This window comes from Nocardia sp. JCM 38205 (assembly GCF_058222935.1).
On sequence record NZ_JBYHFL010000007.1, the window covers coordinates 222500 to 237122 of the forward strand.

Here is a 14623-nt window from a genome sequence, read left to right on the forward strand (position 1 = left end):
ATGGGTTTGGTCACGGCGACCTACTTCATCAGCCCACTGGGATACGGCTTACGCAAAGCCAGTGACAAGCACGACGTCAAGATGGCCCATCATGCGTTGATCAACAACCTCCCTGATGGTTCGTTGCTGCTGGGTATCCAGGCGCAACTCAACACTCGCGATGTGCTGAGCAAGATGGTCGAGGGTGTGGACCTCGATGAATGCGAGGACTACGCGATCGAATCCGTCGCGGCCTATGAGCGCATCCGCGCCATCCGGCCCCGGACCCGGATTCATATGCTCTCGATACCGGTGGGCACGGTCGGCACACCGATGTCGGCGCTCTCACGGATGTGGAGCAGCGGTGCGACGGTGGATCCGTCCGCGATCTCGCGGGCCGACATGGACTCCTACGATTCCACCGCGTCCGACATCCTGTCCCGCATCGGCGACGATTTCGACCCGGTCCCGGTCCCGGCGGCGTTGTTCCAATGGCTGTGGGAGCACTATCTTTCGCGCGGAGCGCTGAGCGAACCGGTCGCACCCACCAGGATCGGGGCACTCGAAGACGCGACCGCCGCTGTGTTCCGTTCGGCAGCTCTCGACGAGGGTGCACAGGCCGACAGCAGCCGTCGGCTGCGCCCATCGTTCAGTCCGGTGATCAAGGTCGTCCAACCCGACGAAGCGGCATGGCCGTCGTATCAGACGATCTTGACGCCGCTGTCGTTTCCCTACGGCGGCATGACCTTTCCCGGTGGCAGCGAATTCCTGAACCTGCTCGAAGGAATCGACGAGGTCACCGTCGACTGGGCCATTCGGGTATCGACCAGGCCCGCGGATCAGGTGTTGAAGAGCAATGAACTGAATCTGCGCCGTCTCGGTGAGCAGATGGACCAGCGGGATCAGGAGGTCTCGTTCGCGCAGAACACGCTGATGGCCAAGGCGCAGTTGCTCAGCGAGTACAACAATCATTTCGAGGTCAACGGCGGCGAATCGGAGGTCTCGTTCACCACGGTGATCGCGGTGGGCAGCGGTTCGCGCGACACCACGCTCAATGCCGTCAATCAGATCAAGCGTCGCTACAAGCGGTTTCAGGTAGACCTGACCGCGCCGGTCGGCGCGCAGGTCGATCTCTGGTCGATGATGATCCCCGGCAGCCCGGCCCGGCGGGCCTACGACGATTTCGCCCACATCGTCCCCTCGGATATGTGGGCCGGTTTCGTGCCGTTCACCACGAACCAGATCGGTGACGACAGCGGTCCGGTCATCGGTGTCAACTTGCTGTCCGGCAATTTCGAACCGATCCATTTCGGGATCATGGAAGCAGCGCTGCACGACCTCTCGGCCTCGTTCGCGGTGACCGGCGAATTGGGCTCGGGCAAATCGTACTTCCTGAAGCTCATGGCGGTCCTGGTGCACGATATGGGCGGGCAGTTCCTGGCTCTGGATCGCAGCCAGGTCGGGGAGTGGGAGTACTTCGCGTCGACGATCGACGATGCGGTGATCGTCGACCTGACCAGTCCCACGGTGTCGCTGGATCCGCTGCGCTTGTTCGAACCCTCGGTGGCGGGCGAGCGGACGCTGGATTCGATCCTGCCGCTCCTGGATCTCTCGCCGACCAGCGGCGCCGGTGCCGCGGTGAGCAGCCTGCTCACCCCGAAAGGCATTGTCGAGCACAATATCCGCAGTCTGCTCGACCTGTTCATGGTCGCTCGACGGCTGCGCGAGGATCCCGGCCTCGGCGACGAGTACGCGGATCTGGCCGCCCGGCTTGCGACGATCGTCGATCGCGTGCCGGTCCTGTTCGATCCCGATCTGCCGCCGCTGCGCCTGGACGCCGCTGCAACCGTGGTGCGCAGCCATAAACTGGCACTGCCGACCGCGGAAGAGCTCACCACACCGCATCTGTACAACCGATTGCCGTTGACCAAGCGTCTGGGCACGGCGCTCTACGAACTCGTCGGCGTCGCGGCTCGGGAGGCGTTCCTTTCCGACAACGGCCGCTTCGGGCTGCTCGTCGGAGACGAAGCCCACCACTTCACCCAAACCCAGGTCGGTGCGGCGGTGACCTCGGACTTCAGCCGCGACGGACGTAAGCACCTCGCAGCGATCGGTCTCGCTTCCCATGATCCGGCGACCGACTTCCAAGGTGCGGCACATAATCTCATCCCGAACCGATTCGTCTTCCGGCAGCGCGACGAAACCTTGGCACGCAACAGCCTGGAGTGGGTCGGGGTCGATCTGAAGGAAGCGCCGTTCATGCTTCAGGTGCTGCGTGAAGATACTTCACCTCCGGTCGGACAGGGACGACAGGTTCCCGAGGAACGGCGCGGTGAGATGTTCATGCGTGATGCGCTGAACCGGATCGGACGCGGGAAGGTCCTCGGGCCCGCGCGGCCGGATCGCGCTGCGGCGATTACCAGCACGCCGACGGCGGCGAGCTCGAAGCAGATGGCCGCGCTGGAACGTCAGGTCGTGCCATGATCGGATGGGACCTTGTGGCCTGGGATGCCGGCCGCTGGCGTCCCAGCACTGTCGCTGCCAGGGGCCGGAAATGGGTCGTCGCTACGCGGCGTAGACGGTGGACGGTCTCGCTGCTGGGTTCGCTGTTCCTGCTGTTCGTGTTTCCCGGGCTGGTCGGCGCCGTGGCCACGGCGGGAACCAGCAACCTGGCCGCCAGCTCGTCTGCCAACAGCGCGCTGAGTTCGTTGGGTGTGCGCGATTCTTCGGGCGTCGAACTGGCCGACTACATGTTCGTCGTCAATATCGGCAACAGCCTGTTCAACCCAGCGAAGGCCGCGATCGGTCTGGTGATCGGCCTGATCTTCGCCGGGTGGCTCGTCATCGTCGGCGCTGTGCTGTGGCTGATCGGCTGGGTGTTGAGCTTCGTCTGGCTGGACCTGATCGGCAACGTGATGAAGGGTGTCGCCAACAGTTTCACCAATCAGATCGCGACATCGATCATGCTGGTCACGGCGGTCACGATCGGTGCGGTCATCGTGGGTGTGTTCCTGGCCCGTGGATTGCACGCCAAGGCCACCTCCCAGGTCGTGACAATGGTCGGCGTTGCGATGCTGGGTCCGATCTTCTTGGCTGATCCGCTTGCCGACATCCTGTCCTCGCACGGAGTGCTGATACAGGGGCGGGATCTCGGACTATCGATAGCTGCCGGCCTGCACGGCAACGCGACAAACGATCCGGACCAGCTGCTCGCGAGTATGAACGCCGACGCAGTCGACAATTTCGCCAGGAAACCGTTGCAGGTGTGGAACTTCAGCTATGTGCTCGACACGATTCCCGGCTGCAAGCAGGCATGGTCCGACGGGATCAGGTCGGGCAGTGGCAACACCACGCGCGATCTGCTGGAGAACTGCGGTGACGGCGGCTACGCCTACGCGATGTCGTCCGAGCCGACCGTCGGGCAGGTGGGAGCGGGAATCCTCATCTTGCTGTCCGCACTCATCATGATGTATTTCGCGGCGTACATGGCGGTCCGCATCATCTGGGCCGCCCTCGATGCGATCTATCACGGATTCATGATGATCTTCGGACTTGCCGCCGGTGGGTTCATCTATGGTCCGACCCAAACCTTCATGGCGCGCAACGCCGCCGACGCGCTGATAGCGGGCGCGCGAATGGCGATCAACACGGTGTTCCTGAGCCTGTACCTGCTGATCATCGGGAAAGTGTTCGAGCAGGCAGGGGGCCAGGTGGTCACCGTCCTGGTCGTTGGATCAATCGTTATGATCGTCGGCGTCGCGCAACTGGGCAGGTTGAACAACAGCCTGTCTCGCGGCAACGAATGGATCGCCGAGCGTTTCTCGGGGGTCATGCAGGGCGGGCGCGGCGGCGCCGGTGCAGGCGGTGGCGGCGGCTCCGGCGGATCGGGAATGGGGGTCGCCGGTGCCACCAACTCGATGAGCCCCGGCGCTGCCATGCTTGCGGGCATGGGCGCAATATCCACGATCAACAGCTCACCGGTCTCCGCCTGGCTGCTCGGGGCTGTCGGTCCGCTGAACCCGGCGGCCCGCCGAGCGGAGCGCATGCGAAGGACACAGATCGCCGGGTGGACCGAATCTCACATGGCCGGAGCGTATCCCGCCAGCTTCCTCAACCGGGTTCAGTTCGCCGAAGCGGCTCGGGAAGGCTTGGAGCGGCATGAGGCCGAACGAATCCGCGGCTGGAACACGACGGCGAATACTCGGACGCCGGATCGGTACAACATCCCCAGCGGAGTCGACACCGCTCGCGGTGCCGCCATCGCAGTCCAATGGGCGGTAGAGAAGGGGGGTGCCGGAGAGGGCGATCTGCTCGCGGCCCTCCAGATGGCAGGATTTACCGATCGACAAATAATGATGGATGCCATCGGCGCCCATACCTACGGCGAACGACGCACCGTGGATGAGCCGGCGAAGGCGAAGCCGCTCGCCAAGGTGGAAGCCTTGAGCCGCCAATTCGAGAGCAATCCGACAGAGGCCAACCTGTACGCACTCGAAATGGCCGCCGTGAACCTGCGAACCCAGCGCAGCGGCGGCGTCGCCCTGACAGATAGCGAAAGAACAATCGCCGAGCAATATTTGGCGGATCCCGTCAGGTGGCGGATCCAGGAATTGCAGCGCAGGAGAGACGGCCTGATGTTGAACAACAATGGTGAGGTCGAAGACAATCCGCACAGCACGCCAGAAGGTCGTATCAGTGCAGGCCGAATATTGTCCTGGATCGAAAATGGTTACGCGATGAATATCTTGGACTCGGTGGACCGGATCAACGAGACCCCTCTCGCGGATATTCAACACGGAGCCGCCCGACGGCAGGCGCACGACAGCGTCCGTGAGCTTCGCCGGCAGGTCAGTAGTGCCAGGCATCTCGAGCGCCAAACCCATGGTGAAGGGGCGACCGGCGCGGACATCGCACCGCCGCGTGCATGAGTGCCGTAGCCAAGACCAGGCCGAACTGTTCTCCGAGCGCACAATGAGACAGGATCGAGCGATCATATGAAAGTTCTGTTGTCAGCCGTCGCGGCAGTGATCGCGGTTTTCGGGGGGTTTCTGTTCGTCGTGGTCGCCTCCTTCACCGGGATCAGCACCTCGTCCGGCGAACAGTTCTTCAATTGCCAATGTGACAGCGCGATCGGGCCTGATCCTTCGGCGACGCAGACCTCGTCTCAGAGCCCGACCCCCGGTGCCACTCCCTGTGACTCCGAGGGTGAGTGGGAGAGCTCCGGCGTACCGACGACGAATCCGTACGCCGAAATGACAGTGGCACCCGGCGACACCGAGGTTTCGGATTGGCACCGTGACTGCCTCTCGGCGATGTCGTCGGCTCCGTTGCAGACCCCCGCCACCGACAAGACCAATTCCGGCTTCGCTGTCGAGTGTGCTCGGGAGCTGGCGCTTGCGCGGACCGGCGAACCCGCGAGCGCAGTGAGTTCCGCTGCGGCGGAGATGGTTCGAGAGGTGATCTACGAGGCATCGGTCGCGTTGACCACGGGCCGCTGCGCGGTCGCTGCCGAAGGGGGCGGCATAGCAGTCCCGACAGCACAATCCGGACACCCACAACCCGGCGGCTCCTGCGTACAGACCAGCGACACGTCAGTGATCGACCTACCCGGCACGATTGCCGGGCAGGGACTGTGCGGCCAACGCGTCAAGCTCGACGCCGTCTCGGCGGGTGATCTGATCTTCTGGGATTACCGCGATCACGCGCCGACCCGAGTCGGCATTGCAGTGGACCGAACGCGCGTGGTCACCGCAGATCCGGCCACTGGGCAGTTCGGGTTGATGGAGATCAACTCCGACAGTGACGTACGCGTGAAACGGGTGCTGCCCGGTACCGAGAGCTGACGGCGGGTGCGGGCTCAGTAGCCCATGTACGCCCCACCTTCGCGCATACTCGCGATCCCCGGCACATTGCTGACCGAGCCGTATCGATCGATGGAGTAGCGCACGCCGGCGATGATGTTGTCGACCGGATTCCAGATATCGCGGTGCCCCGGCAGCGAATAGGCGTTGAACGTCGGGTCGATGGTCTGCATCAGCCCCTTCGACGGGATGCCGGCAGCGGCGTTGCTGTCCCACAGGTTGATCGCGTGCGGATTGCCACTGGATTCGTGCTGGATTATCGCCGCGATGGCCGAGCGGTCGATCTGGCTTGTGTCGTAGCCGTTCTCGGCCAGTACGCGCATGGCCTGATCGATCCATTGACTCTGCTGCCCGGTGGGCATCGTCCGGGGCGGTCCGGTCCCAGCGCCGCCGCGGCCCGGCCCGGTTCCGCGGCGCCGGCGCGGTGCGGGTGCCTGGGGCCGCGATTCCCGGACGTAGCGACCTGCGAGCGCGGCTACCCGATCCGCCGACACCGCGGCGTTGGTCTGCCCCTGGCCCAGCACGGTACCGGCCCGTTGTAGCGCCCTGCCCAACGTGGCGATCACCATCTGCTGGCCCTCGGGTGTGTCCGCCACCGGCCCCAAAGCGGTGAGCGCCGTGTTGACTTCGGCGATGAGTGTGCTTATCGCCGCCCTGCCGTGCGCGGTGGAATTCGCCGCGTCACCGAGGATCCGCTCGAGCTCGACGTTCAAGTTCCCGAGGGCCTCGACGCGACGAGACGTATTGCCCTCGTGGAGACCGTATTGCGCGCCCATTTCACCGCCCAAACGTAAGGGGCCGGTCGGAGCGCCGGTACTGACGACAGGCGGCGCGTAGCCCTGACCGGTGACCGCGGAGGGCGAGCCATCGCCGTAGCGTCCCGCGATGGCGGCAAGCGCGGCCATCGCCGGCGCGGCCACCCCGACGAGCGCAGCGGGCAAAGCACCGAAATCCGCTCCGGCCGCCGCGGCGGCACCGCCGGGCCGCGCGTCGCCGACCGGTGGTACCACTCCCGGCGCGGTGGCAGGCGATGTCGGAGCAGGCGTGCCACCCGATTGTGCGCCCGGCTTGGCGGTCGCCGCCGCCGCTCCCGCCCCTGGTGCCGCGGGACCGGAGGAGCCAGTGGGCGGACGAAGCTGTGCCGGGCCCTTGTTGCCGACGCGTTGGCGTCGTTCTCTGCGCCCGGGCGCCGGGTCGACGGGGCCGGTATCGACGGTGGGCCCAGCCATGGTCAGTACCCCACGTGGGCGCCGCCGGCGCGTACCGCCTTCACACCGGGCACGTTGCCCAACGAGCCGTATCGGTCGAGTGCGTAGCGCACGCCGGCGATGATGTTGTGGACCGGATTCCAGATGTCGTTGTAGCCGGGAAGGGCATACTGCCGGAACGTCGGATCGATGGTCTGGAGCAGGCCCTTCGAGGGAGTTCCCCGTTTGGCGTTGTCGTCCCACAGGTTGATCGCCTGTGGATTGTTGCTGGATTCGTGCTGGGCCATGATCGCGATGGCCGCGGGATCGACCTTGCTCATATCGGTGCCGGACCGGCGCAGGATATCCATGGCCTGCTGGATCCATTGGCCGACCGACCCGCCCTGTCCGACGCGGTACGGGCTGTACCCGGTCCCGGTCGTCGCGTTCCCGGAGGGCTGCTGCTGCCCGTTGATATTCCACAGGTACTGGGCGGTGAGGCGTTGGACGTGGGCGGCCATGTCCTTGGTGGTCGATTGCCCGGCCGAGACAATGGTGTGAGCCTTCTGCAGAGCGCGCGCGAGGATTTGGTGTACCTTCGCGTGACCTTCGCGGGTATACGCATGCGGGCCGAGCTCGGCCAGTGCGACATTGACTTCCCGGATGAGCTCGGTGAGCTTCTTCCGGTCCACCTTGTGGTTGCCTGCCAGACCCGAGACGTACTGGGCGAGCTGGTTGTCGAGATTGTTGAATGCGGTCGCGGCTGTGCGCTGGAACAGTTGCCGAGCACGGCTCCCACTGGCAGCGCCGCCACTGCCGGGGGTGAGTCCCAGCATCTTTCGTAGCTCGATGACCTCGGGATCGGTCGGATTACCATCCCCATAGGCCGCCGCCAAGAGACGCAAAGCCTTGATCGCACGCTGAGCCTCGGGCGACAGGCCCCCCGCGACAGCGTCGGCGGCGGTGTCTGTCATGCCGGCGCCCGCGGTGCCGGTGGTGGCGTCGGGTTCGCCCAGCTTCTCGCGAGCGCTCGTAGCCGGTGCGGCAGCCGCGTTCGCGGTCGTCGGCGCGGACGCTGTCGCTGCCGTTTTCCCCGCGGCATCGCCGTTGTTGCCGGTCAAACCCGACAGCGCCGAAGCGAGCATCGGCAGCATCTGTGAGCCGGCGGACAGGGCAGGCTCGAGCTGAGCGAGCAGGTCCGCGCCGTCTTGCGCCGCGGGCTCTTGCTCGGCGGTCGGCCCTCCGGAGGCGGTGGAGCGGGCCGTCTCTATCGAGGTATCCGCCGGTACACCCGCCGGCGAGGCCGGCGCTATTGTGGCTGCCGGGGAGGACGCCGATCCGGCGGATTGGGCGTTCGCCGAGGGTGCGTGCTCGCGCTGGGTGGTCGCGGCGGGCGTATCGCGGCCGTTCCCCGTGCTCGGGCCGGTGGTATTCGCGGGCGCGCCGTCGGTGCCGGTCGATACCGGTCGTGTGCTGGACCCCGCGCGTGCCCGACCAGATGGCGGCGACCAGGGACTCGGTGTGGTGAGCCCGTCGTCGGTGTCGTGTTCTGCGACCGTGGCCGGCGTTTCGGCGGTCGGCCACACCTCGGCGCTGGTCATGGTTGGGCACCTGTAGTCGAGCGGGCACGCCAGCGGAGCTTCCTGGACTCGGTTCCGGTCTGTGGTCGTTGGTGGTGGAGGTCCATTCCGGCTGTCCTCCCATGTCCGTCGGTGACCGGCGAGGCCCGGCCGGCCGCATCGCTCCGCCTACCCCATGGTGCGGTCTCCGAACCATCCTCACCCGTGCGCGCACCATAAGGGTTCCCAGCATTGGGGATCTTCGACAATGAGTGGGTTCGGAAGGGTATGTGGCGCGTGGACTATCACTGGAGCGTGGAACCGGCGGCTGTGGCCACCACGGTTCTGCCGAACGCGCCCCTGTTCCTGTTCGACGTCCTTGGTACGCGAGCACCATGGCTGCCGACTGATAGTGGAGGCCTCTGATGTTTGGGTGGTTGAAGAAGGCGGCGGTCGCTACGGCTGGAGTGGCCCTGCCGTTGGTCGGCGGAGCGGTCGGTGCGTACGTCGGTGGGCCGATCGGTGCCAGGATCGGGGCCGCCGTCGGCGGTAGTTTCGCGAACTGGGCGCAGACCGGAAAACTCGATGGGTCGACGATCGTTGCCGGCATTGCTTCGAGCGTCGGTATGAGGGCGGGCGGCGGACTCGCAGGGGGGAGGCTGGGTTTCCTCGGAGGCGCTCAGGGCCGCACTGCAGCACGAGCCGGGCAGGCCGCCAGACGCAACTACAATCTTCCCGCCAACGCCCCTACGCCGTTACTGAGGGGTGGCCGCGTGGGGGCAACCCTGCGTGGACAGGCGCAGCATGCTCGGCGTGCGGAAAGAGCGAACCTGGCCCGAAACCGACCCGATTCGTGGCGTAACCATTTCAACCCGGGCGCGGACGGACTCCGGTGGCGTCTCCCGAACAGAAACCTCAGGCGATCGGGCCTCGGGTACGCGGGGGCATCCGGCACAGGTGCGGTAGCCGGCTACTACGCGTCCAAGCCGCTGAACAATTACCTCTTCGGCGACCCTCCGGTAAAGCCGGGTCAGGCTCCCGGAGGTAAGGGGCCAGGTAATGGAGCACCAGGGTACGCTGGAAAATTCGTAGGCGGATACGTCGAGTCGGCGAGGAACGGTAGTTTTACCCAGTACGCGAACCCCGACAACACCAAAGGATTCATCTGGCAGCCCGATGGCTTGTCCCCCGGAATGAAGCAACTGTATTCCAAGGACACCGGAGCCGCGGCCGCAGTGACCATTTGATGTTCTCGCGAGTTGGGAGGTCGACGTAGTGGCGGAACCGGCAGAGACTTCGACGTCCTCGGAACCATCGACCCCTTCGAGCCCATCGTTCGTCGAGTATCTCGATATCACCTATCGGATGTTCGGCGTGGACGAGCCTGCCGACATGGAGTTGCCCAAGCTTCCGAAGATGCATTTGGCGAGGCCCGGAATCGACGAGTACACGACTGCGTCCGAAGGCCTCATCCTGGTCGCCGATTCCTATGAATCGGTTCAGCAAAAGGCCTGGGAGAAGGTTGTCGAGACAAAAGAAATGACGAAAACCGGACGCACGAACATTCTCGATTTGATCGACGGCATCAATGACTACGCCATGCGGGCAAATAACGACGCATCATTCTTTGATATTCTGGAGTCCGGATTCAGGGGTGTCGACGGCGTCCGAGAGATGTCGACGGAAAAGTCTCAGGAACTCGGCGACGGCCTCCGGAACGATGTCCAGAAATGGATAAAAGACTCGGCCGCGCAAGGTCAGAAAGATCGAGAAGCCTGGCAGAAGCAGATGGAAGGCATTCTGGGCGCGCAGAAGCCGTCAGGGCCGTCGGCGCCGGGAACACCGGGCGCGCCGGGGGCTCCCGGGGCGAACAACCCGGGACAAAATCCGCCGCCCTGGGTCAACGACAACGGCCCCAAGCAACCCGGCACAACACCGGATCCGACACGTCCCGGCACGATCACTCCGCCGGGGACGACGAAACCCATCACCCCGCCGGAGACGAAACCGCCGGCGTCCGGCGTGAAACCGCCGTCTTCGGATATCAAACCGCCGACGACGACTCCGCCGATTTCCACTCCGCCGCGGGTGAATCCGCCGATCTCGTCGCCGAGTTCGCCTGGCTTGGGCGGTATGCCGGGGATGGGCATGCCCGGAATGGGTATGGGCATGCCGGGGATGGGAATGCCTGGTATGGGCATGGGTCTGCCCGGGATGAACGATCAGTTGGCGCGGCGTAACGAGTTGGATCGGGATCTGGCGCGTCGGCGTGAGGAGCTCGAAGATCGGCGGGACAAGCCGCGTGATGTGGCGCAGCCGAAGCCCGCGGCGCAGCCCGCGGTGGCGCAGCAGGGTCAGGGGGCGCCCGGAGCCCCGAATGGGCAGCAGGTGAACGCGAATTCGGGTGCCACGGCCGCTCCCGGGGCGGGTACCCCGCCACCGCCGGGGCAGGCGGCGGGACCGGTGCCGAACGAGAAGGGGTTGGTGCCGTTCGACTTTCCCGGACGGCCCACACTGTGGGTATCACCGGTGGTGCACAGCGCGTTGGGAGCCGCCGTCGCCAACAAGAAGGGCATCGATGCCAAGGCCGCGTACGCGAATACGCCGGCGAAGTGGAACGACGACAAGACGATCGGAATGCGGATCGATCCGAGCCAGTTGATCACCGGCGATGTGGCGAGCTGGAAGGATGGCACCGCGATCGCTGTCGTCTGGAAGAACGAGGGCGGTGCCGACGCTGTGCCGGTCGCCGACGGTGCAGGCCCTCCGGCCGGCGGTGCCGAGGGCACGCTGGAGATCGTCGCCAACGGCGAGCTCCAGGCGGTGACCGGCGACATCATGAAGGAGGACGGGCCGTACGGGACGTTCAACGGCTTCTTCCATCCGAACGGGATCGATGCGGTGCCGCCCACCGACGCCGGTGCGGCGGCGCCCGCGCCCGCCACGGCGGATCAGCAGCCGACGGTGGTGGCGTAATGGGTGCAGGTTGGTCTGAGGGGAGACGATTATGGCTCTCGATGTCGATCTGAGCGCATTGGTGAAGGCGGCGTCGGGCTTGACCGACGCCGCACGTGACACCGGACTGGCGCTGCCCAGCGGCTGGGTGGTGCCCGCGGGCGCCGACCCGATCTCCGGTGCGAAGGTGCCGCAGTTGAATGCTCAGACTGCCGCTGTCGTGAACGGCATGATCGATGTGCTCAACGCGGTCGCGATGGACGCATACAAGATCGGGAAATCCGCCCAGGCCTATAGCACTCAGGACGATGCAGGGGCCCGCGCGATCGGCGGCCGCGGCGGGGAGATCATCGCGAACCCGATCGCCGAACCGGTTCCGATGCCGCATCGCAAGCCACCCGTGTACTCGGCGCCGAGCAGTGCGGCCATCGACCCGCTGACCTTCGCGAAGCAGTTGCAGGCGGGCCCGGGGCCGGGGCCGGCGAAGGAATTCGCCGAGAAGGTACGAGGATTCGCCCGTGACATCTCCCCGATCGCGAACCAGGCCGTAGCCGATTCGGCCGCCGCCATGGCGCAGTGGACGCCGGTCGGGGAGAAGGTCGCCGGCAATCTCACCCGGTACAGCGGCTGGCTCGGCCATCTGGTCACCGGAATGCGGTTGCTCGCCGATTCGATCGACTCCTACAGCGAGGCGTTCCGGATCGCGAAGTCGACGCATCCGACGCCGGAGGAGATCATCGCCGCCCGCAAGGAACTGCTCGCCGCCATGCGCTCCAAGGACGAGGCGCGCACTGCCCTGGCGCTGGCGAAATTCGAGGAGCAGAACGCCCGCTCGGCGGAAACGGTCACCGGATACAGCGCTGCCACCAACACGCCGCTTCCGGGTGAAGCCGCTGCCGCGGAATCCGCCGCGGGTCAGGCCGCAGGCGGTCAGGGCTCGGGCGGCCAGGGCGGCGGCGAACAGGGCTCGGGTGAGCAGGCCATGGACCCAGGCATGCTCGCCAATCTGCTGCCCGCCATGATGAACGCGATGTCGAGCATGGGCGGCCTGCCGCTGGACCAGTCGTCGCAGGAATACCTCGACGACTATGCCCTGGGTGACGAACTGTACGACGACAGCTACGGCTTCGGTTCCCCCGGTGGCTACGGAGGCTTCGGCGGCGGTGGAGGTGGCGGCGGAGGCTTCGGCGGTTCCGTCGGCGATTTCGACGCGGCCGCCGTCGCCGCACCCACACCCCTGACCACGTCGGCTTCGGTGCCCGCGGGCCTGACGCAGGGGTTGCCGCGCGCGCCGGTGATCGAACCGCTGTCCGCGTCGTCGTCCGGCGGGTCGGGCAGCGCGATGCGGGGTGCGGGCATGCCGATGATGCCGTACATGCCGATGGCTCCAGGGGCCGGTGGGCCCGGCGGCGGTGGTGAGGATCGCAACCGGGTCGTCGCCTGGCACCCCGATCGCCTCATGTACGTCGACGACACGCCGCACACCGAGATGGTGATCGGCGAACGTCCGACCATCGCACCCAGCGTCACCCCGCCGACACCGAATTCGGCTGGAGGCAACCAGCATTCGAGTCACTCCGGAGGTTCTGCATGACCAAGATCCATCCCGATGTGCAGGCCGCCCTCGATATGGCGCGCGACCTGCGTCACCGCATCGCCGATATGCGGGAGAAGATCGATGCGATCCGGGCGCGGCGTCCCTCGCCGAGCGGTGCGGTCATTCCCGAGGTCGACGCGATGGGCAGGTTGACCGGCCTGTATCTCGCACCCGGCACGGTGGACCGATTCACCAGCCCGGAACTGGTCGACGAGATCATGGCCGCGATCCGCGACAGCGCCGCCGACGCCGGACGCCAGTATCGCTTGGTCATGGACGGCCCCCTCGAGTCGGCCGAGCCGGAAGCGACCGCCGGTGCGTCCGGGGCGTCGTCATGACGCAGGCCGATACGGTCAGTCCTGGCGAGGCGATCCGCTGGCTGCACGAGGAAGGGCTGAGCAGGCTGGCGGGCACAGCGGCCAATGCGGCCGCTCCGTTCGGCGCCTTCACGGTGGACGTCGCCACCGGCGCGGTGACCGCATATCCGGTCACGAATACCGGTGCCGGCGCCCAACTGCTGACGTTGTCCGCCGACGAGCTGCCCCCGCCGGTGGAGTCCGCCCGGCGGTTGGTGGTGGCCGGAATCACCATGGGGGACGCGATTCTCGTCATCGATCTGGCCGCGTTCCTCCAGGTCGCGATCAGCGCCGATCATGCGGTGGCCGTGGCGCGTTCGTGGGTGATGCAGTTGCTGCTCGATCCCGAAGTCACCATCACCACCAACAGTGAGGCGGTGACGGTCGGCGACAGCCCGAGGTGTCGCCGCGGATTTTTCCCCGGTGGGGGAGCGTCGATCATTCACGTCGACGACAAACGCCCGCCCGTCACCACCCTCGTCCTCGACGCGGCCGACGACGGCGTCGACCGCATCGAGGTGGCGCCGGACGGCACCGGAGAGGTGTACCTCGGTGCGCGGTTCTGGCCGCTGAGATTCGTGATGACCATCGACGACACGATGTGGTCGGGCCTGGTAGCCGGACTCTCCGGAACCTCGGACGCGCCGGGCCCGGCCCCCAGACCCACCGCGGTGGCGGCTGCCGACGCCACCGAACGACCCCCGGAGATGAACCGATGACGCATCCGAATGCCACCGAGCCGGTCGATTTCGACGATTTCGACGAGGACGGCTATCACGGTGACGCCCCCGCCGCCCCGGACTGGCAGAGCATGATCTACGAAGTGGTCAACCTCGATCACAGCGTCGGCGTCGCCTGCAACCGTGACGGTGAGGTGGTCGGTCTGCACCTGACCGACGAAGCCAGGGAGAACGGCGATGCCTGGCTGTCGGCCGAGATCCTGCGGATCGCGCGGCTGGCCCATCTGAAATCCAGGGTGGGCTTGCGCGCCGAGATGGAATACAACGGCGCCCGCCCCTACACCGTCGACGCCTTCGATCTGCCGACCGAGGCCGCCTACCGAGCCATGGAGAACGCCGAGCTGGGCCGCACGCCCTGATACCGGCCGGATCCGAGACAGGACCCTGAC

Annotated in this window: 11 protein-coding genes; 9 read left to right on the forward strand and 2 right to left on the reverse strand. The window is 66.1% G+C overall.

What is annotated here, in order from left to right; translation table 11 throughout:
- From AC4HOU_RS24915 to AC4HOU_RS24925, 3 genes are all read left to right on the forward strand, one after another.
- Positions 1 to 2463, forward strand: coding sequence for an ATP-binding protein (locus AC4HOU_RS24915; RefSeq protein ID WP_228806368.1), 2463 nt, complete (start codon positions 1 to 3; stop codon positions 2461 to 2463).
- On the forward strand, positions 2460 to 4907 hold the full coding sequence (locus AC4HOU_RS24920; protein WP_194990376.1) for a hypothetical protein: 2448 nt from the start codon (positions 2460 to 2462) through the stop codon (positions 4905 to 4907). The genes AC4HOU_RS24915 and AC4HOU_RS24920 overlap by 4 nt, the downstream gene beginning before the upstream one ends.
- A 78-nt stretch (positions 4908 to 4985) precedes the next feature.
- Positions 4986 to 5822, forward strand: coding sequence for an NlpC/P60 family protein (locus AC4HOU_RS24925; RefSeq protein ID WP_195007226.1), 837 nt, complete (start codon positions 4986 to 4988; stop codon positions 5820 to 5822).
- Between the two features lie 14 nt (positions 5823 to 5836).
- Here AC4HOU_RS24925 and AC4HOU_RS24930 read toward each other — a convergent pair whose 3' ends face one another.
- Positions 5837 to 7069, reverse strand: a complete 1233-nt coding sequence (locus tag AC4HOU_RS24930; protein ID WP_228806369.1) for a transglycosylase SLT domain-containing protein — start codon at positions 7067 to 7069, stop codon at positions 5837 to 5839.
- A 2-nt stretch (positions 7070 to 7071) separates the two neighbouring features.
- Positions 7072 to 8181, reverse strand: coding sequence for a DUF4226 domain-containing protein (locus tag AC4HOU_RS24935; protein WP_194990378.1), 1110 nt, complete (start codon positions 8179 to 8181; stop codon positions 7072 to 7074).
- A 160-nt stretch (positions 8182 to 8341) separates the two neighbouring features.
- On the opposite strand from AC4HOU_RS24935, the gene AC4HOU_RS24940 reads away from it, so the two are divergent.
- The 6 genes from AC4HOU_RS24940 (at position 8342) to AC4HOU_RS24965 (ending at position 14593) form a co-directional block, all read left to right on the forward strand.
- Positions 8342 to 8644: a hypothetical protein gene (locus AC4HOU_RS24940; protein WP_194990379.1), complete on the forward strand. Its 303-nt coding sequence runs from the start codon at positions 8342 to 8344 to the stop codon at positions 8642 to 8644.
- Between the two features lie 1217 nt (positions 8645 to 9861).
- Positions 9862 to 11562 carry a hypothetical protein gene (locus tag AC4HOU_RS24945; protein WP_195021416.1) on the forward strand — a complete coding sequence of 567 codons (1701 nt, stop codon included), beginning with the start codon at positions 9862 to 9864 and terminating at the stop codon, positions 11560 to 11562.
- A gap of 31 nt (positions 11563 to 11593) precedes the next feature.
- Entirely contained in the window at positions 11594 to 13135 is a 1542-nt protein-coding gene (locus tag AC4HOU_RS24950) for a PPE domain-containing protein (protein WP_490725397.1), read from the forward strand.
- On the forward strand, positions 13132 to 13476 hold the full coding sequence (locus AC4HOU_RS24955) for a YbaB/EbfC family nucleoid-associated protein (RefSeq protein WP_163817648.1): 345 nt from the start codon (positions 13132 to 13134) through the stop codon (positions 13474 to 13476). The genes AC4HOU_RS24950 and AC4HOU_RS24955 overlap by 4 nt, the downstream gene beginning before the upstream one ends.
- Positions 13473 to 14213 carry a hypothetical protein gene (locus tag AC4HOU_RS24960; protein WP_163817650.1) on the forward strand — a complete coding sequence of 247 codons (741 nt, stop codon included), beginning with the start codon at positions 13473 to 13475 and terminating at the stop codon, positions 14211 to 14213. Before AC4HOU_RS24955 ends, AC4HOU_RS24960 begins: the two co-directional genes overlap by 4 nt.
- Positions 14210 to 14593: a hypothetical protein gene (locus AC4HOU_RS24965; protein ID WP_163817652.1), complete on the forward strand. Its 384-nt coding sequence runs from the start codon at positions 14210 to 14212 to the stop codon at positions 14591 to 14593. The genes AC4HOU_RS24960 and AC4HOU_RS24965 overlap by 4 nt, the downstream gene beginning before the upstream one ends.
- Positions 14594 to 14623: the final 30 nt, after the last annotated feature.

Excerpts from the sequence above, each read along its gene's own strand:
- AC4HOU_RS24955 (WP_163817648.1), top strand. The coding sequence starts at position 13,132 with ATGACCAAGATCCATCCCGATGTGCAGGCCGCCCTCGATATGGCGCGC.
- AC4HOU_RS24960 (WP_163817650.1), top strand. The coding sequence starts at position 13,473 with ATGACGCAGGCCGATACGGTCAGTCCTGGCGAGGCGATCCGCTGGCTG.
- AC4HOU_RS24915 (WP_228806368.1), top strand. The coding sequence starts at position 1 with ATGGGTTTGGTCACGGCGACCTACTTCATCAGCCCACTGGGATACGGC.
- AC4HOU_RS24950 (WP_490725397.1), top strand. The coding sequence starts at position 11,594 with ATGGCTCTCGATGTCGATCTGAGCGCATTGGTGAAGGCGGCGTCGGGC.
- AC4HOU_RS24930 (WP_228806369.1), bottom strand. The coding sequence starts at position 7,069 with ATGGCTGGGCCCACCGTCGATACCGGCCCCGTCGACCCGGCGCCCGGG.
- AC4HOU_RS24965 (WP_163817652.1), top strand. The coding sequence starts at position 14,210 with ATGACGCATCCGAATGCCACCGAGCCGGTCGATTTCGACGATTTCGAC.
- AC4HOU_RS24935 (WP_194990378.1), bottom strand. The coding sequence starts at position 8,181 with ATGCTGCCGATGCTCGCTTCGGCGCTGTCGGGTTTGACCGGCAACAAC.
- AC4HOU_RS24920 (WP_194990376.1), top strand. The coding sequence starts at position 2,460 with ATGATCGGATGGGACCTTGTGGCCTGGGATGCCGGCCGCTGGCGTCCC.